This window comes from Agromyces sp. Y782 (genome assembly GCF_059445405.1).
Genome location: NZ_JCAIUG010000001.1, coordinates 964,106 through 982,330, shown reverse-complemented (window position 1 = coordinate 982,330; position 18,225 = coordinate 964,106). Strand labels below are relative to the sequence as shown.

Below are 18,225 nucleotides of genomic sequence, written 5' to 3'. Positions count from 1 at the left end.
ATGTCAGTTCAGAGGCGATTCACGAAGATCCTGGGCCTGGCGGCCGTCGGTGCGCTCAGCATCGGCCTCGCCGCGTGCTCGAGCGGTGGCGACAGCGGCTCGGACGCCGATGCCGGCGACCTCACCACGGTCGGTTTCGTGGCAGTCGGCCCCGAGGGGGCCTGGCGCGAGGCCAACGAGACGAACATCCAGGACACCTTCACGAAGGAAGCCGGGTTCGACCTCAAGTACGCGCCCGCGACCAACCTCGACCAGAAGTCGCAGATCGACGCGTTCACGTCGTTCGTCGACGAGGGCGTCGACGTGATCCTGCTGTCGGCGACCGAGGCATCCGGTTGGGAGGACTCGCTCGAGCGCGCACAGGAGGCGGAGATCCCCGTGATCCTCCTCGACCGCGGCATCGAGCCTGACGACACGAGCCTCTACGTCACCCGAATCGCCCCCGACAACGTCGAGGTCGCGAAGGAGGTCGGCGCCTGGGCCGTCGAGCAGTTCCCCGACGGCGGCAACTACATCACGCTCGAGGGCCCCGCCGGCGTCGGCGTGGTGAACGAGCGCAATGAGGGCTGGAACGAGGCGGTCGACGGCTCGAAGCTCGTCCAGGTCGCCGCGCAGACCGCGAACTGGTCGGCAGAAGAGGGCAAGAGCGTCACCGAGACGCTCCTCAAGGCGAACGGCAACGACGTCCAGCTGATCTTCGCCCAGAACGACGAGATGGGCCTCGGCGCAGCGCAGGCGGTCGAAGAGGCCGGCCTCACGCCGGGTGTCGACGTCAAGATCACGACGATCGACGGCACGAAGGCCGCCATCCAGGCGCTCGCCGACGGACAGCTCAGCTTCGTGCACGAGTACAACCCGCTCTTCGGGGAGACCGCGATGGACGTCGTCAACAAGACCCTCGACGGAGAGTCGGTCGAGTCGTACATCATCGTTCCGAGCGAGGCGTTCGACTCGGCCGAGGCCGCTCAGGCCGTGCTCGCCGACCGCAAGTACTGATCGGTTGACCACGCCGCGGTTCGCGGCGTGGCGCGTACGCGGTGCGGGGACTGCTGCTTCAAGCGGCCCCGCACCGCTCCGTTTGGAAGGCCGGCCGCGTGCACGCGGCCGAAGCACAGGATGCGAATGCCATGAGTGAAGCACTGCCCATCGTGGAGATGCGCGACATCTCCATCGAGTTCCCAGGCGTCAAAGCGCTGGACGGCGTGGATTTCCGCCTCCTCCAGGGCGAGGTCCACGCGCTGATGGGCGAGAACGGCGCCGGGAAGTCGACGCTGATCAAGGCCCTCACCGGGGTCTACAAGATCGATGGCGGGTCGATCATCGTCGCGGGCCAGGAACGGCAGTTCCACGGGACCCGCGATGCGCAGAGCGCCGGCATCTCGACCGTGTACCAGGAGGTCAACCTGGTCACGAACCTCTCGATCGGTGAGAACGTCATGCTCGGCCACGAGATCCGCGGGGCGCTCGGCGTCAACTGGCGTGCAACGCACGCCGCCGCGACGGAAGCGCTCGCCAAGCTCGGGCTGGAGTATCTCGACACCCACAAGCCGCTGTCGGCGCTGTCGATCGCGATGCAGCAGCTCGTCGCGATCAGCCGTGCGATGGCCATCAAGGCGAAGGTGCTCATCCTCGACGAACCGACGTCGAGCCTCGACGCGGCCGAGGTCGAGGGGCTCTTCGGAGTGATGCGGACGCTCCGCGACCAGGGCGTCGCGATCCTGTTCGTCTCGCACTTCCTCGACCAGATCTACGCCATCAGCGACCGGGTGACGATCCTGCGGAACGGTCGCTACGAAGGCGAGTACCTCACCCGCGACCTCGACCGTCACGCCCTGATCTCGAAGATGATCGGCAAGGACCTCCGCGCGCTCTCGTCGCTCGGTGGCAATCGCCGCGTCGAGGAGCGCGACTACGCCGCCGAGGCGCCGCTGCTTTCGGCGAAGGGACTGGGGCGTCCCGGCTCGATCGAGCCCACCGACCTCGACATCCACCCCGGTGAGGTCGTCGGCTTCGCCGGTCTCCTCGGCTCAGGTCGAACCGAACTCGCTCGCCTCCTCTACGGCGCGGATCGCGCAGGCGAGGGCGAGGTGACGCTGCACGGCGAGCGGGTCGACCTCAAGAGCCCCGCCGACGGGCTCGGCAAGCGCATCGCCTTCTCGACCGAGAACCGTCGCGACGAGGGCATCGTCGCCGATCTCACCGTTCGCGAGAACATGATCCTCGCGATCCAGGCAGAGCGGGGCTGGGCACGGCCGATCCCGCGCAAGGAGCAGGACGAGCTCGTCGAGAAGTACATCACCGCGCTGAACGTGCGGCCGGCCGACCCCAATCGGCTGGTCAAGAACCTCTCCGGCGGCAACCAGCAGAAGGTGCTGCTCGGCCGCTGGCTCGCGACGAAGCCCGAACTTCTGATCCTCGACGAGCCGACGCGTGGCATCGACGTCGGGGCGAAGGCCGAGATCCAGGAGGCCGTCGCGCAACTCGCGGAAGACGGCGTGTCCGTCGTGTTCATCTCCTCCGAGCTGGCGGAGGTCGTGCGTCTCAGCGAGCGCATCATCGTCCTGAAGGACCACCAGAAGATCGGCGAGATCGTCAATGGCCCGGGCGTCACGGCGCAACAGATCGTCGACGTGATCGCGGCGCATGGTGTCGCGGCGGCGGCGGGGAGTGACATCATCGATGCCGAGGCCGATGTAGAGCCGCTCGACGCCCTGTACGTGACCGTGCATACACCCGCTCCGGCGGAGGAGGAATCATGAGCACCGCTGCTCGGACGACTTGGCTACGCGAGCTCATCCGCAAGCCGTTCTTCTGGGGAGTGATCGCGATCTTCGCGCTCCTCGCCCTGAACTTCATCAAAGACCCGAACTACCTCGCGTTGTCGGTCAACCCGGTCAACGGCAACCTCGTCGGCAACCTCGTCGACATCCTGAGAGCTTCGGCTCCGATCCTGATGATCGCCGTCGGCATGTCGCTCGTCATCGCCACCGGTGGAATCGACCTCTCGGTCGGCTCGGTGATGGCGGTGTCGGGCGCCGTCGCGATGGTGTTCATGAAAGACGCCGGAGCGTCGGGCTCCCTCGGCGTCGCACTCGGCGCCATCGGACTCGCGCTCCTGGTGAGCGCGATCCTCGGCGCGATCAATGGCGTACTGGTCGCCTACATCGGCCTGCAACCATTCATCAGCACCCTGATCATGATGCTCGCAGGCCGCGGCATCGCGAAGGTGATCACCGAGGGGCAGAACACCTCCGCTACGAACGATCCGTTCCGGTGGATCGCGAACGGCTTCGTCATCGGCCTCCCCGTGGTGTTCCTCTTCGCGATCGTGATCGTGATCATCGTCGGCCTCGTCGTGCGCCGCAGCGCCCTCGGTCTCATGATCGAGGCGATCGGCATCAACCCGAAGGCGAGCCGCATGGCGGGCATCAAGCCGAGCGGCCTGCTGCTGACCGTCTACATCCTGAGCGCCGTGCTCGCCGGCATCGCCGGCATCATGTCGGTCGGCACCGTGATGACGGTCGATGTCTCGCGCACGGGCTATCAGATGGAGCTCGACGCGATCCTCGCGGTCGTCATCGGCGGCACCTCGCTTTCGGGCGGCAAATTCTCGATCGGCGGTGCGGTCGTCGGAGGCCTGCTCATCGCGACCCTCGACAAGACCATCGTGTTCCTCGGCATCTCGTCTTCAGCCACCCCGGCCTTCAAGGCGATCGTGATCGTCGTGCTCTGCCTGCTGCAGTCCGATCGGGTGCGCAGTTGGTTCGTCCAACGGCGCAAGCCCCCGCAGCCGCGCGCCGAGTCGCTCCCCGCCCAGCCGAAGCAGGAGGTTTCAGCATGACCATCGTGCAGACCCCCCAGGTCGACGCTCCCGCCCAGGAGTCCGGAGTCGCGAAGCTCGTGGCCCGGGTGAGGCGGGTCGTCGCATCCAACCCGTCGGTGCTGCCGACCGTCGCCGCCATCGTCATCTTCATCGGCATGGTGATCTACGGCGAGGTGGCCTACGGCCGCATCGTGCAGTACAACACGCTGTCGAACCTGTTCATCAACAACGCGCACCTGATCATCCTCGCGGTGGCGATGACGTTCGTCATCCTCACCGGTGGCATCGACCTGTCGGTCGGCTCGGTCATCGCGCTCTCGAGCGTGGCCGGCGTGATGCTCGCGAACGCCGGATGGAACCCGTGGCTCGTGATCGTCCTGATGATCCTCATCGGCACGGTGATCGGCCTCGCCAGCGGCATCCTGATCCAGTACTTCAACGTGCAGCCGTTCATCGCGACACTGGCCATGATGTTCCTCGGGCGGGGTCTCGCCTCGCTGCTCAGCACGCAGCCCGAACGCCTCGCCGATGACTCGCCGATTCTCTGGCTCGGTGAGCAGTTCAAGGTGATCGATGGCGAGAAGGTCAACGACGTCGTCATCACGCCCGGCGTGATCATCGCGCTGCTGGTCGTGCTCATCGCGTTCTTCGTGCTGCACCGCACCCGCACGGGCCGCACGGTCTACGCCATCGGCGGTTCCGAGAGCTCGTCGGCACTCATGGGTCTCGCGGTGCCGCGCACCAAAGTGCTCGTGTACGTCATCAGCGGCACGCTCTCGGGCATCGCGGCCGTGGTCTACACCTCGCGCCTCGGCATCGCGCAGAACATCACGGGCATCGGCTGGGAGCTCGACGCCATCGCGGCGACCGTCATCGGCGGCACGCTGCTCACGGGCGGGTACGGCTACGTGCTCGGGTCGGTGGTCGGCGCTCTGGTGCTCGGACTGATGAACGTGCTGATCACGCGTGACGGCGGCATCCCGCCAGAGATGACGACGATCATCACCGGCGGCATCCTGCTGGTCTTCGTCCTGCTGCAGCGCGCGGTGACGTCGAAGCGCCATACCTAGCGGTCTCGCTCCGGCCCTTCGTCGTCGCGGTCGTTCGGCCGCGGCTACTCAGCGAGCTTGCCCGCCACCGAGACCTCCTCGCGCATGAGGGCTGCGATCTCCTCTGAGATGGGCGGGATCTCTTCACGTGTCACCCCGGTCGACGGCGACCACACGAGGTTCACCTGCAGCGAGGCATCCGTCTCGGGGTAGTCGCTGCGGTTGTGGCATCCGCGGGTCTCGCGTCGCTCGAGCGCTGCCGCCAGCGTCGCACGGGCGGCGAGGGCCGCCGACTTGAGGTCGAACGCGTGCGCCAGATCCTGGTAGCCGGCGATGTCGGGGTGCACGCCGACATCGCCCATGCGGGCCTCGATCGCGTCGAGCTCTGCGAGCCCGGCGAGCAGGCCTCCCTCGTCGCGCACGACTCCGGCGTGCTCGGTCATGGTGTCGCGGATGGCGCGCTGCAGGGCGCGCAAGTTCTCCGAGCCGTCCGATGCGAGCAGCCCTGCGATCTCGTCGCGCGCGGTCTGCACTGCGGCCGCCGAGCGCTGCTGCGCCGCGAGCGAGGCCGAGTACGCGGCTGCGGCCTGCCCGACGATGCGTCCGAAGACGAGCAGCTCGATGAGCGAGTTGCCGCCCAGCCGGTTGGCTCCATGAAGACCACTGGATGCCTCGCCGATGGCGTAGAGGCCCGGGACATCCGTGCCGTGGTCGTCGGGTCGCACCCAGACGCCGCCCATCGAGTAGTGCGCGGTGGGCGCGATCTCGATCGGCTCCTTCGTGATGTCGAGCATCTGCAGCTCGAGCATGGTCTGGTAGACGCGGGGCAGGCGCGTCATGATCGTCTCGCGGGGCAAGTGCGAGACATCCAGCCAGACACCGCCGTTCGGAGTGCCGCGCCCTTCTTTGATCTCGGTGTAGCAGGCGAGGGCGACGCGGTCGCGCGTGGAGAGCTCGAGACGCTCGGGGTCGTACTTGTGCATGAAGCGCTCGCCGAGGCCGTTGGTGAGGATGCCGCCTTCGCCGCGCGCCGCTTCGCTGATGAGGGTGCCGGCCGCGTTCTCGGGCTCGATGATGCCCGAGGGGTGGAACTGCACGAGCTCGGGGTCGCGGAGCCGCCCGCCCGCTTCGACGGCGAGCCGCCACGAGTCGCCCGTGTTCTCGTCGCGCCGCGACGAGGTGCGCCGCCAGATGCGGTTGTGACCGCCGGCGGCGAGGATGACCGCGTCGGCGTGGATGAGGTAGCGCGTGCCGTCTTCGAGGTCGAAGCCGTAGGCGCCGAAGACCGCGCCGTCGTCGCCCACGAGGATGCGCGTGATGTAGACCGTGTCGAGGATCGGCACGTTCAGCTGCGCGGCCCGGTTGATCAGCGTGCGCTGGATCTCGAGCCCCGTGTAGTCGCCCGCGAACGCCGTGCGGCGGTAGGTGTGAGCGCCGAAGAAGCGCTGCGAGATGCGGCCGTCGTCTTCGCGGGCGAAGGGCATGCCGTAGCGCTCGAGGTCTTCGATGCCGCGGGCCGCGCCCGAGGTGACGATCTCGACCGTGTGCGGGTTGGCGAGCAGGTAGCTCTCCTTCAGCGTGTCGGCGGCGTGCTGCTGCCAGCTGTCGTCGGGGTCCATGGTCGAGAGGGCGGCGTTGATGCCGCCGGCCGCGAGCGAGGTGTGGGCGTCGGACTTCGGGCGCTTGCCGAGAGCCAGCACGTCGACGCCGGCCTCGGCGAGCTCGATGGCGGCGCGCAGGCCTGATCCTCCGGTGCCGATCACGAGCACGGTGGTGGAGATCTGACGTTCTGGAGCGGTCATGCGTTCAACGCTAGGTTCGGCCGCTCGATTACTCCAATGCATATATAACGTGGCAACGATGCGCGTACGCTATCGACATGAACCTCGAGCAATTGCGCAGCTTCGTCGAGGTGGCCCGGTTCGGCAACTTCACTCGCGCCGCTGAAGAGCTCTACCTCGCCCAGCCCTCACTGAGCCGGCAGATCGCCGCGCTCGAGCACGATCTCGGCGCCGAGCTGTTCCATCGCGCCCGCGGGGGCAGCACGCTGACGGCTGCGGGGGAGTCGCTGCTGCCGCTCGCACGCCGCATGCTCGCCGACGCCGAATCGGTCAGGCGCGAACTCGCCGAACTCGCCGGACTCGAGCGCGGCCGGGTGCGCCTCGGAGCAACGCCGACCCTGTGCATCAGCCTCGTCGCCGAGGTGCTCAGCGCGTTCCACGCGGAGCATCCGGCCATCGAACTGCACCTCTCGGAACAGGGGTCGCGTCGCCTCCTCGACGAACTCGCCGGCGGCGAGCTCGACCTGGCATTGATCACGACGACGGATGCCTCGTCGGCCGAGCGGTTCACGGTGTCGCCTCTGCTCGTGGAAGAACTCGTGCTCGTCTCGTCGGCCGGCGCACCGCCCGTCACGTCCCGCGACACCATCGAACTTGCGGATGTCGCAGCGCTGCCGCAGATCGTCTTCAGCTCGAGCTACGACCTGCGCAGCGCGACGGATGCCGCCTTCGCCGCCGCTGATCTCACACCCGACGTGGTGCTCGAGGGAGCCGAGATGGATGCCGTGCTGCGGTTCGTCGAGCGCGGGCTCGGGGTCGCGATCGTGCCGGCGATGGTGCTCATCGATCGCCCCGGACTGCGCTCGGTGCGGCTCGGCGGGCCGCCGCTCGAGCGCACGATCAGCGTCGCCCGCCCCGGCGACGTCGCGCCGACCACGGCGGTCGAGGTCATGCGGCGCACGATCACCGCGAGTGCCACGGCGTTCGCGGCTCGCGCGGGGGCGACCATGCGACTCGCGAACCCGAGCTCGTGAAGCCAGACTTGAGGAATGTCGATCTCGGAAGCTGACCTCATCCACTTGCGCCGCGCGGTCGAGCTCGCGCGTGAAGCAGTCGACTCGGGCGACGGCCCGTTCGGATCGGTGCTCGTCGATTCCGCCGGCGTCGAACGGTTCGCGGATCGCAACCGTGAAGACAGCACCGGCGACCCGACGCGGCATCCGGAGTTCGAGATCGTGCGCTGGGCCGTTGCGAACCTGACCCCCGAAGAGCGAGCGGCGGCGACCGTCTACACCTCGGGGGAGCATTGCGCGATGTGCTCGGCGGCGCATGCGTGGGCGGGCCTCGGCCGTATCGCCTACGTCGCGTCGGCGGAGCAGATCGCCGGGTGGCGCCGGGCCGCAGGCAGAGGGCCGTCGGCGGTCGCAGTGCTGCCGATCACGACAGTCGCCCCGGCCTTGGTGGTGGACGGACCCGTCGATGAGCTCGTGCCCGAGGTGCACGCGCTCATCGTGCGTGCTGCTCAGCCGCACTGAACGAGGCGCACGCGACGGCCTCGCCGTCGGAGGACGGCGCTTTTGCGTCCGGTCTTCACCCTGCAGCGCTCAGTCATGCGGTCATCGGGCGTACGACGAGAACCTCTCGATCGCCGCGGCGTTGACCGGAGTGAAGAGGTTGACGAGATTGCCATCGGGGTCGCGGAGAAGCAGCGACCGGTTGCCCCACGGCATCGTCGTCGGTTCGTTCACGAACGTGGTGATCCAGCCTTGCAGCTTCTCGTATTCCAGGTCGACATCGGCCACCAGGAACTCGATGATCGCGGTGTGGTTGTCTGCCGGCCGCGCTGAACCAGGCCCGAAGAGATCGACGGTGGCGGTACTCCCGATCGCGAGTGTTCCGCATGGAGTGCGCACCTCGGCGAAGTGTTCGTTCAGGTGCACGGCCGCGCCGCCCGTGACGTGCTCGTAGAAGCCGGCGAGTGCGGCGACGTTGTCGGTGATGATGCGGGTCGAGACGAGGTTCATTGGTGTTCCGTTCATTGCCGAGGCGATCCCGGCCATCTCCAATGCTGGCGGACGGCGACGACAACCCCCTGTCGGTGTTTCGACCGCGAAATCGGGAGGCTCACATCGTCGTCAATTGCCGGGCATCGCCGTACGGGGTATTGAGATCCTCCGGCCGAAGCGCCCTGGGCGCTGGAGTTTCCGCCGTCACGACGCTCGACACGATTCGGTCGGTCCGAAAGGCGCGGACTGCGCCGCGAAGGCGGCACCACCCGACGAGATACCAGTTCGTCGGCGTTCCGATGTAGCCGAGGGGCTCGAGCTCGCGCGACGTCATCCCTCCGTCCCGGTCTTCGTAGGTGATGCGGAGTACGCGCCCTGAGGTCAGCGCATCCGCGATCACGGAGGGCACCGGCGGAAGCGCCGCTGGTGGTCCGAGTAAACGCACGCGTGCTGCCAGGTCTCTCGCGGCATCCGCGTCGCTGCCGCGCATTGCAGCGACCAACTTCCGCACCGCCGTCTGCGCGGCCTGCTGGAACGGGCTGCCTGCCATGCCTTCCAGCGCGACCGCCATCGCGACGGCTTCCGGCGGGGTGAAGTTGACCGGTGGGAGCGTTCTCAGCGGGTCGAGGCAATATCCCCCGGTTCGGCCGGGCTCCGCCCAGATCGGTGTGCCCGCCTGTTGCAGTGCGCTGATGTCCCGCTCGACGGTCCGCACACTCACCTCGAACCGGTCCGCCAGCCACCGACCGCTGCGCGGGCGAGGGGCGACGACACGCAACTCCTCCACGAGGGCGTACAAGCGGTCCGTTCGGTTCATGGAACGACTCTAGGTCGCACCCGCTGAGCATTCGATCGTTGCGAGATGGGGCCCACGGCCTATGGGGAGGCGGGCGCGAGCCGGGCGGGGCCGGCGGACGCCCGTGAAGATCTTGTTACGTTCTTGCAGCGCGGAGCCGTTCGCTCATGGGTCGTAAGCCGGAGAATCCCTGATCAGCCCAGCGGACTTCATGAATTCGGCGCCAGGGAGCGCTCCCACGCAAGTTTCGATACTCGGAAACCCCTTGCCGAGACGATTGTGTACGTGGTTGCATCGTTCCAATCGAGTTGGCAGGGATGCCGACGTTGTTGCGCGGCGTTCCCCGATCCTCTGCTTCTCCTCCTGGAGCACCGGGACTCCGCCCCACGTCGTGCGTCGTGGAACGAAGGTGGGAACCGGCGTGATGATAGGCAGAGTACTGGGCAGTGCGTTTGTCGGCGGAGTGTGCGTGGCGGTTCTCGCCGGCGGCCTCCCTGCGCTCGCCGCCGCGGCCGAGCCCGATGTGGCGCCAGCGACCACGGAGCAGTCGGGAGAATCGGTCACCCTGATCACGGGTGACCGTGTGCAGCTGCTCGAGGGCGCGGACGGCGAACCCACCGTGGCATTCGAGGCGGCCCCGCGCGACGATGGCCGGCCGATCGGCTACTCGAGCTTCGGCGCCGACGGGCACTTCTACGTGATCCCGACTGATGTGGCGGCGCTCGTGCCCGATCAGCTGGACCTGGGCCTGTTCGACGTACTCGCGCTGCAAGACCTGGCTGACGACGAGACCGGCGGCGGCGTACCGGTCATCGTGCAGACCGAGGGCGCGCCGGATGCCCCGGCCAGGAACGACCTGAGCGCGCTCGGCGTCGAACCCGAGCAGACCCTCGAGTCGATCTCCTCCATTGCGGGCGAGGTGGCGCCTGAGGGGGCTCCAGAGCTCGTCGAGGCCGTCGAGTCGGCCGACAACACCGTCAGCAAGGTCTGGCTCGACGCGCCCGTGCGGGTTCTCGACGCGGACTCGAACCCCCAGATCGGTGCGCCCGCGGCTTGGGAGAGTGGGTACGACGGCACTGGCGCGACCGTCGCGGTGCTGGACTCGGGGATCGACACGACCCACCCCGACCTCGATGACGGTGTCGTCACGCTCGAGCAGGACTTCACCGGCAGCGGCAGCGCGGTCGACGTACTGGGGCACGGCACCCACGTGTCCTCGATCATCGCGGGCACCGGCGAGGCATCCGACGGCGAGAACCGGGGCATCGCGCCCGGAGCCCGCATTCTCAACGGACGCGTGCTCAACGACGAGGGCATGGGCGAAACGTCGTGGGTCATCGACGCGATGGAATGGGCGGCCGTGAACGGTGCCGACGTCATCAACCTGAGCCTCGGCGAGCGGGGGCAGTACACCGACGGAACCGATCCGGGTGCAATGGCCGTGAACTCCATCTCCGAGCGCTACGACACGCTCGTCGTGGTCGCGGCCGGCAACGACGGCAACTACGGCACAGCCACCACGGTGACCACGCCTGGCACGGCGGATCTGGCGCTGACCGTCGGCGCGGTCGACGACTCGGACGGACTCGCATGGTTCTCGTCGATGGGACCCCGGTTCGGCGACTGGGCCATCAAGCCCGATATCGTCGCGCCCGGTGATGGGATCGTGGCTGCGCGGGCTGCCGGCGCGGTGATCGGGTCGCCGGTCGACGAGTACTACATGTCGGAATCCGGCACCTCGATGGCGGCTCCGGCAGTCGCGGGTGCCGCGGCGATCCTCGCGGCCGCGCGGCCCGACCTCGACGCGCAATCGCTCAAGGCGGTACTGATGGGCTCGGCCGAGCAGACCGGGAATCACGTGTTCGCGCAGGGGGCGGGGCGCGTCTGGATCCCGGGGGCGCTCGGGCAGACCGTGTACGCCACGCCGGCTTCGCTGTCGTTCGGCCAGTTCGTCTCCCCCAGGGCAGACCAGACGCCTCGCACGAAGACCGTCACCTACACCAACACGTCCGACGCGGACGTCGAGCTCCAGTTCCAGACGACGGTCGTGCCGTCCGACCGCAGTGACGTGCCTGAGGATCTGCTCACGCTCTCGGCGGACTCGGTGACGGTCCCCGCGCACGGCGCCGCATCGGTCGATGTGACCGTCGATCCCAAAGCGGACGACCCCGATGTCTACCAAGGCGAGCTACTGGCTACCGGCGCAGGGTCCCCGCCGGTGCGTTCGGTACTGGCGTTCGGGTCCGAGCCCGACATGCACACGCTCCGGCTCGAGGGGATCCAGCGAAGCGGAGCCCCAGCTGCCAACCCGAGCGCGGCGACGATCTACGGCATCGACGACGCCAGGTTCTACCGGTGGTTCGACTTCAAGGACGGTTCTGCGGAAGTACGCCTGCCCGCAGGACGGTACGCGCTGCTCGGGCAGCTCTTCAGTGCCGACTCGCCCGAGGCTCAGTTCTTCGACGGCATCACGAACTTCACTCGCGACGTCGACCTCCAGGAGGACATGACCCTCGTGCTCGACGCCGGCACAGCGACGCCGGTCGAAGTCGAGACCGAGAAGAAGTCGAAGCAGTACGCGCTGGACGGTTCGATCTCCCGCATGCTGCCGGATCGTGAATACCCGGCCTCGATCTCGGCGACCACCGCGATCGGCGGGCCGGTCGGCGGCTTGGACCTCGACCTCTCGGTGCTGCCCACGACGGAACCCCTGGTCGGCGAAGTGAGCGTGAACAGCCGGTTCATGCAGCACCAGCCGTTGCTCGACGTCGTGGCCATTGCCGGGCGATCGAAGCTGGACGTGTCGAGAGAGCTGAGCTATGGCGTGCGCTCGCCGAAGTACGTGGGTGCACTCTCGGCACCGCTCGTCGATGGCGGGAGCGGTACGCCCGAAGAACTGGCGGCCGCAGGCGCCGCGGGCGCCGTGGTGCTGATCGAGGATCGCCGCGATCCCACGCTCAACGATCAGGCCCAGGCAGCATTCGACGCGGGTGCAGTGGCCGCCGTCGTCTACGGCGACGGGCCGGGCCCGTTCTTCGAGAACGTCGACAGCCGTGTGGTCATGTTCATGGAGGAGAAGGCGTTGCCGACGCTCACCCTCGCGCGCGACATCGGGCTGCAGCTCGTCGAGCTCGCGCGGGCCGGCGGGGCCCGCCTCAAGGGCACCGGCATCGAAACCCCCTCCTATCAATACGCCCTCGCGTACCTCGAGGAAGGCGGTATCCCGTCTGACCTGTCGTACGTCGCCGACGACCGCAACACGGCCGAAGTCGACGTCGACGTGAAGGCGTTCACGCCGGGCATGCCGATGGTCGAGTACGTCGTGTCACAGGGCGGCGGCAGCTTCACCGGATTCGGCTTCCTCTTCACGGGTCCGCTGACCGGCCGCACCGTGTACTACTCCACCGACGACGGCATCACCTTCTCGCGCACGGTCAAGCCCGCACAACTCGCCAACGCGTACCCGTCCGACTTCGTGAGCGCGGAGGCCACCTATCGACCGGGTCAGCGCGCGAGCGAGACCTTCGTCGAGCAGGTGCACCACGGCGGATTCTGGCCGGCGCCGTTGTCGCCGCAGGCCGCCTCGGTCTCGCGCGACGGGGACTCCCTCGCCGTCGACCTGCCGTACCGCGTGGACGGTGATGGGCACGGCCAGCAGTACGGGCCCGACCAGGAGTCGACGGGGAGATTCCAGCTGTGGATGGAGGACCAGCAGCTTGTCGACAGCGAATACAGCGACGCCGCCCCGACCGTTCCCGCCGAGGATCACGACTACCGCATCCGGCTCGACACCCATCGAGACGTCGACTGGTGGCCGATGTCCACCGACGTATCCACGGAGTGGAGCTTCCGGTCCTCCACGACGGATGAGGCGAGCATCCTGCCGCTCCTGCAGCTGGACTACGGCGTGACCGGGCTGAACGACCTCAATACCGCGGGCGGCAAGACCAAGCTGAAGCTCGAAGTCTCGCATCAGGACGGCTCTGAGGGCGGCGGTAAGGTCGCAGGCCTGAAACTGTGGTCGTCAGCCGATGGCGGAGTCGCTTGGACTCCAGTGCGCGTCACCAAGGGCTCGCATGCCGGGGAGTACTCGGCGACGATCACGGCGCCGAAGGGTGCGACGTCGATCTCGTTGCGCTCCGAGGCGTGGGACGCTGCCGGCGCGAAGTTCTCGGAGACCGTGATCGATGCCTACGCGGTCGACACCGTCGCGCCGGCGGTCACGGTCACGACGCCCGGCACGGGGCACCCGGTGCCGACGAGGTCGACCACCGTTGCAGGCACCGGCGAGCCGGGCGCGATCGTGACGGCGAAGGCCGGGCGCGAGACGTGCGAGGCCACGGTCGGGGCGGATGGCGCGTGGGCGTGCGAGCTGCCCGTTCGCAACGGCCTGCACCTCGTCGCGGTGAGTGCCGTCGACGCGGTCGGGAACACCTCGGACGTGGTGCGCCGCGCGCTCCTGCTCGATACGAAGGCCCCGGCGTCGCCGCGGATCGCGTCGCCGACGGGCACGGTGCGCACCGACCTTCCGGTGATCAAGGGCTCGGCGGAGTCGCGTGCGACGATCTCGGTGACCGAGGGCGATGAGGCGGTGTGCACCGCGACCGCAGGTCTCGCCGGCTCCTGGTCGTGCACCCCGGGTGTGGCGTTCGCTGTGGGCAAGCACACCATCGCGGTGACGGCGACGGACCGGGCGGGCAACACCTCCGAGACCCGAACGCAGAAGTTCACGGTCTCGGGTCGGTGATCGGTTCGAACGTTCGGGCCCGGAGCGCCACGTCACCGCGAGACGTATCCAGTCAACCTATTTCGGCGACGGGGTGCTCTCGCTACGCTGAGCGAGCACGCAACGAGAGGACATCTCATGACGATCAACGATGACGACATCACCCTCGAGCCGGGCGCTGAGGGCGAGGGCACTGCCGACGGGGGTGCCAACCCCAAGGGCCACGATGGTGGCGCCGACGGATCCGCCGCCGAGGGCGAGGGCACTGCCGATGGCGGCGCGAACCCAGGTGGCCACGATGGTGGCGCTGACGGATCCGCGGCTGCGGGGGAGGGCACAGCCGATGGCGGCGCCAATCCCGGTGGCCACGATGGCGGCGCCGACGGTTCGGCGTAGTGACGCGCCCCGAGCGCGGGTCGAGCAGTCGGCCCGCGCTTTCGCGCTGCATCCGAGTCTCGGCTGACGAGTTCGCAGGCCGCTATTGGGGCCGCGAACCGCTGCTCTCCACGGCCGACGACCTCGACGGCGGCTTCGACGAGCTGTTCTCGGCGGCAGCCGTCGACGAGCTCGTCACCCGGCGCGGGGTGCGCACCCCGTTCATCCGCATGGCGAACGAAGGCTCGGTGCTCGCGGCATCCGACTACACCGCCTCAGGTGGTTTCGGCGCTGAGATCGCCGACCAGGTCTCGAGCGACAAAGTGCTCGCCGAGTTCGCGGGCGGCGCGACGATCGTGCTGCAGGGGCTGCACCGGCTCTGGCCGCCGATCATCGACTTCACGCGCGCGCTCATCGACGACATCGGCCACCCGGTGCAAGTGAACGCCTACGTCACCCCGCCGTCGTCGCAGGGCTTCGACCCGCACTACGACACCCATGATGTCTTCGTGCTGCAGATCTCGGGCGAGAAGCACTGGCGCATCCATGCGCCCGTGCTCGTCGATCCGTTGCGCACCCAGCCGTGGCAGCAGCACCAGGCAGCCGTCGCCCGGGAGGCCACGCACGAACCCGTGATCGACGCGGTACTGCGACCGGGCGAAGCGCTCTACCTCCCGCGCGGGTGGATCCATTCGGCGACCGCGCTCGGCGCGACATCCGTGCACCTGACCATCGGCATGGCGGCCTACACGCGAGCCGATCTCGTCGACGCGCTGCTGCGTCAGGTCGGCGACAACGCCGAGTTGCGCGCGTCGCTGCCGCTCGGCGTCGACGTGCGCGACGCCGCGGCACTCGCGCCGATCGTCGAGCAGACGGTGCAGGCACTCGTCGAGACACTGCAGCAGACGGATGCCTCGCGGCCGGCCGCCATCCTCAGTGCGCGCTTCGACGCCGAGACCCGTGCGGAGCCGGTCTCACCGCTCGCGACACTCGAAGCACTCGCGGTGCTCGACGCGTCGACCCCGGTGCGGTGGCGCGGCTCGCTTCCCGTGCGCATCACGACGGTCGACGACCGGGTGCGCATCGTGGCGCGCACGAAGACGGTGTCGCTCCCGGCCGAAGCCGAGCAGGCCGTGCGCCGGCTCGCCACAGGCGACGCCGTCACGGCGGCTCAGTTGCCGGGCCTCGACACCGACAGTGCGGTCGTCGTCGTGCGCAGGCTCGTGCGCGAGGGATTCGTGGTGGCGCCAGCGTGACCCTGGCCGCCGAGCACTGGGCGCCGTGCAGCGATCGCGCTCGAGAGCGGAGCGATCCGCTCGTCGGCACCGGGCCGCGCGGGCTGCGCTGGTTCCTCGTCGAGGTCGCGGCGAGCTGGGGGCAGAACGCCCTGCTCGACGAACCGTTCGATCGCGCGCTCGGCCGTGCGCTCGTGAAACGCATCGAGGGTGACGGCATGCGACCGCTCGCGATTCGTCGCACCGGCCGGCGGGCTGCCCCGACGGCGCAGCGCTGGGCGATCGTCGACTCGCGGCCGGGTCACGAGAGTGTCGTGTGGGGTGAGGTGGCGGATGCCGCGGCCCTGCTCGAGGTGCCGCTCGACGGGTCCACCGGCATCCCCTCGTCGCAGCCCGTCTACTGCGTCTGCACGCACGCCCGGCACGACCAGTGCTGTGCGGTGCGCGGCCGCCGGGTGGTCACCGCGCTCGCCGAAGCGCGCCCCGAAGAGACGTGGGAGTGCTCGCATCTCGGGGGAGACCGGTTCGCAGGAACCATGGTGGTCTTTCCGCACGGGCTCTACTACGGGTACGCCGACGACGGTGACCCGGTGCGCATCGCCGAGGCATTCGACGAAGGCAACATCGTGCCCGAGCGGTATCGGGGGCGCAGCTCGCTGACGCATCCGGTGCAGGCCGCTCAGCACTTCGCGCGCGAGACGTTCGGCGACGAGCGCATCGGGTCGTATGCGCCGATCGCCGAGGAGGCCGCCGACACCGGCTGGCGCGTGCGGCTCGAAGGCACTGAAGGCCCTGAAGGCCCGAACGGTGCTGTCGTCGTGGAGCTGGAGGAGACTCGTTCCGAACCCCTGCTGTCGACGTGTGCAGCCACCCGGTTCGTGCGCGTGCGGCAATACGAGCTTCGTTCGATCACGACCTGCAGCTGAGCAACTGAACGATCTCGAGCACATGATCCTCCACGCGCTCATTCCGATCGGCGTGATCTTCTCGTTCATCTCCGCAGGGACGTTGTGACCGCGGCTCGCCGCGGCATCCGCTCACGTGTCGCGGGTCAGGCGCCGCCGGCCTTCGTGAGCAGACGCATGAGCTCGGTGCGCTCCGAGGCGGTGAGCGCGCCGACCGTCTCGTCCAGCACGTCGTCGAGCACGCCGGCCCCCGCGGTTCGCGCCTGCTCGCCGTTGTCGGTGAGCCGGTGCCGCACGATCCGCCCTGGGCCGGCCTCCCGCCGGAGCAGTCCGCGGTCGACCATGCGCTTCGCGAGCTCGCCCATCGCCTGGTCGGTCTGGAACGTCAGCTCTGCGAGCCGGTGCAGCGATGCGTCGGGCTCGAACGAGAGATGGCGCAGCACGTCCCACTGCACGAGAGAGAGACCGACCGGCGCCAGTCGTCGATTGCCCTCCCGGTGATGCCGCCACTGTAGCCGCTTCACCGCGAGACCGATGTCCTTGAGTGAAGCCGTCATGTATCGAACATATCAGGAACCTTGCATTTCTACGCGCCCTTGTATAAGGTTCCTGATATGACGAGTGTCAACAGTCCTTCACCCTCCGAACAGCGCATCACCACCGTCGACGTCGGCGGCGTCCCCATCACAGTGAGCCGAGTCGGCGCTGGGCGTCCCCTCCTTCTCCTGCACGGCGGAGGGGGGCCCGCGACTGTGCTGCCGTGGGGAGCTGGATTCGCCGCAACGCGGAACGCCGAGGTGATCGTGCCCGTGCATCCGGGATTCAACGGCACACGCCGGCCCGAGTCGCTCCGCACGCCCCGTGGCCTGGCCGAGCTCTACGTTCGGATGTTCGACGCGCTCGATCTCGAGGCAGTCACCGTGGTCGGCAATTCGATCGGAGGGTGGATCGCGGCGGAGATCGCCGCGCTCGGGTCACCCCGGGTGTCGGCAGTGGTGCTCGTCGACGCCGTCGGTCTCTTGGTTCCCGGCCACCCCTACGTCGATTTCTTCTCGTTGACGCCCGCCGAGGTGGCCGCGCGGAGTTACCACGACCCGGAGCGGTTCGGTGTGGACCCGTCGAAGCTCCCGCCCGAGGTCCGGGCCGCGATGGCGGGCAATCGGGCGACCCTCGCGGTATACGGCGGTGACATGACCGACCCGACGCTTGCGAGCCGGCTGCCGCGCATCGACGTCCCCGTGCTCGTCGTGTGGGGTGCCGCCGACCGCATCGGCGACCCCGGGGTCGGCGAGGCGTACGCAGAGCTGGTCCCGGGCGCGCGTCTCGAGATCATCTCCGACGCCGGCCACCTCCCGCAGATCGAGACCCCGTCTCGCCTCAGCGAGCTCGTCGGTTCCTTCGCCGACCTCGGTGGCCGCCTCGAGGACGCGCTGTAGTGCCACCACCATGCTCGACGAACGGCCCCGCCGACGCCCTCGCGCACGCCCTGCTCGCCGTTCGATGGGGCCAATCGGCTCTACGGTGTAGAT

15 protein-coding genes are annotated in these 18,225 nt (G+C 68.5%); 11 read left to right on the top strand and 4 right to left on the bottom strand.

Features of this window, described 5'->3' with window-relative positions:
• From AC1C2S_RS04545 to AC1C2S_RS04530, 4 genes are all read left to right on the top strand, one after another.
• Positions 1 to 996: an ABC transporter substrate-binding protein gene (locus tag AC1C2S_RS04545; protein ID WP_495351352.1), complete on the top strand. Its 996-nt coding sequence runs from the start codon at positions 1 to 3 to the stop codon at positions 994 to 996.
• A gap of 131 nt (positions 997 to 1,127) precedes the next feature.
• Positions 1,128 to 2,759 (top strand): sugar ABC transporter ATP-binding protein, encoded by a 1,632-nt coding sequence (locus AC1C2S_RS04540; protein WP_495351351.1) that lies wholly within the window; start codon positions 1,128 to 1,130, stop codon positions 2,757 to 2,759.
• On the top strand, positions 2,756 to 3,841 hold the full coding sequence (locus AC1C2S_RS04535) for an ABC transporter permease (RefSeq protein ID WP_495351350.1): 1,086 nt from the start codon (positions 2,756 to 2,758) through the stop codon (positions 3,839 to 3,841). The genes AC1C2S_RS04540 and AC1C2S_RS04535 overlap by 4 nt, the downstream gene beginning before the upstream one ends.
• Positions 3,838 to 4,893 carry an ABC transporter permease gene (locus tag AC1C2S_RS04530; protein WP_495351349.1) on the top strand — a complete coding sequence of 352 codons (1,056 nt, stop codon included), beginning with the start codon at positions 3,838 to 3,840 and terminating at the stop codon, positions 4,891 to 4,893. The genes AC1C2S_RS04535 and AC1C2S_RS04530 overlap by 4 nt, the downstream gene beginning before the upstream one ends.
• Before the next feature lie 44 nt (positions 4,894 to 4,937).
• Here the strand turns inward: AC1C2S_RS04530 and AC1C2S_RS04525 are convergent, their stop codons facing one another.
• On the bottom strand, positions 4,938 to 6,674 hold the full coding sequence (locus AC1C2S_RS04525; RefSeq protein WP_495351348.1) for an L-aspartate oxidase: 1,737 nt from the start codon (positions 6,672 to 6,674) through the stop codon (positions 4,938 to 4,940).
• A 77-nt stretch (positions 6,675 to 6,751) separates the two neighbouring features.
• Between AC1C2S_RS04525 and AC1C2S_RS04520 the strand changes: the two genes are divergently transcribed.
• Both AC1C2S_RS04520 and AC1C2S_RS04515 read left to right on the top strand, forming a co-directional pair.
• Positions 6,752 to 7,687 (top strand): LysR family transcriptional regulator, encoded by a 936-nt coding sequence (locus AC1C2S_RS04520; protein ID WP_495351347.1) that lies wholly within the window; start codon positions 6,752 to 6,754, stop codon positions 7,685 to 7,687.
• A 15-nt stretch (positions 7,688 to 7,702) separates the two neighbouring features.
• Positions 7,703 to 8,188, top strand: coding sequence for a nucleoside deaminase (locus tag AC1C2S_RS04515; protein ID WP_495351346.1), 486 nt, complete (start codon positions 7,703 to 7,705; stop codon positions 8,186 to 8,188).
• Positions 8,189 to 8,269: 81 nt separating this feature from the next.
• On the opposite strand, the gene AC1C2S_RS04510 is transcribed toward AC1C2S_RS04515, so the two are convergent.
• Together AC1C2S_RS04510 and AC1C2S_RS04505 are read right to left on the bottom strand one after the other, a co-directional pair.
• Positions 8,270 to 8,692 carry a VOC family protein gene (locus AC1C2S_RS04510; RefSeq protein WP_495351345.1) on the bottom strand — a complete coding sequence of 141 codons (423 nt, stop codon included), beginning with the start codon at positions 8,690 to 8,692 and terminating at the stop codon, positions 8,270 to 8,272.
• Between the two features lie 85 nt (positions 8,693 to 8,777).
• On the bottom strand, positions 8,778 to 9,476 hold the full coding sequence (locus AC1C2S_RS04505; protein WP_495351344.1) for a helix-turn-helix transcriptional regulator: 699 nt from the start codon (positions 9,474 to 9,476) through the stop codon (positions 8,778 to 8,780).
• A 448-nt stretch (positions 9,477 to 9,924) separates the two neighbouring features.
• Between AC1C2S_RS04505 and AC1C2S_RS04500 the strand changes: the two genes are divergently transcribed.
• From AC1C2S_RS04500 to AC1C2S_RS04485, 4 genes are all read left to right on the top strand, one after another.
• Positions 9,925 to 14,202: a S8 family serine peptidase gene (locus AC1C2S_RS04500; RefSeq protein ID WP_495351343.1), complete on the top strand. Its 4,278-nt coding sequence runs from the start codon at positions 9,925 to 9,927 to the stop codon at positions 14,200 to 14,202.
• Between the two features lie 117 nt (positions 14,203 to 14,319).
• A complete protein-coding gene (locus tag AC1C2S_RS04495) occupies positions 14,320 to 14,577 on the top strand; it encodes a BatC protein (protein ID WP_495351342.1) in 258 nt (85 codons plus the stop codon).
• Positions 14,577 to 15,812: a cupin domain-containing protein gene (locus tag AC1C2S_RS04490; protein WP_495351341.1), complete on the top strand. Its 1,236-nt coding sequence runs from the start codon at positions 14,577 to 14,579 to the stop codon at positions 15,810 to 15,812. The genes AC1C2S_RS04495 and AC1C2S_RS04490 overlap by 1 nt, the downstream gene beginning before the upstream one ends.
• Positions 15,809 to 16,717: a ferredoxin family protein gene (locus AC1C2S_RS04485; protein ID WP_495351340.1), complete on the top strand. Its 909-nt coding sequence runs from the start codon at positions 15,809 to 15,811 to the stop codon at positions 16,715 to 16,717. Before AC1C2S_RS04490 ends, AC1C2S_RS04485 begins: the two co-directional genes overlap by 4 nt.
• Positions 16,718 to 16,842: 125 nt before the next feature.
• Here the strand turns inward: AC1C2S_RS04485 and AC1C2S_RS04480 are convergent, their stop codons facing one another.
• The gene (locus tag AC1C2S_RS04480) at positions 16,843 to 17,253 is read right to left on the bottom strand and encodes a MarR family winged helix-turn-helix transcriptional regulator (RefSeq protein WP_495351339.1); all 411 of its coding nucleotides are present in this window, start codon (positions 17,251 to 17,253) and stop codon (positions 16,843 to 16,845) included.
• A gap of 57 nt (positions 17,254 to 17,310) precedes the next feature.
• Between AC1C2S_RS04480 and AC1C2S_RS04475 the strand changes: the two genes are divergently transcribed.
• Positions 17,311 to 18,132 carry an alpha/beta fold hydrolase gene (locus AC1C2S_RS04475; RefSeq protein ID WP_495351338.1) on the top strand — a complete coding sequence of 274 codons (822 nt, stop codon included), beginning with the start codon at positions 17,311 to 17,313 and terminating at the stop codon, positions 18,130 to 18,132.
• Positions 18,133 to 18,225 lie beyond the last annotated feature (93 nt).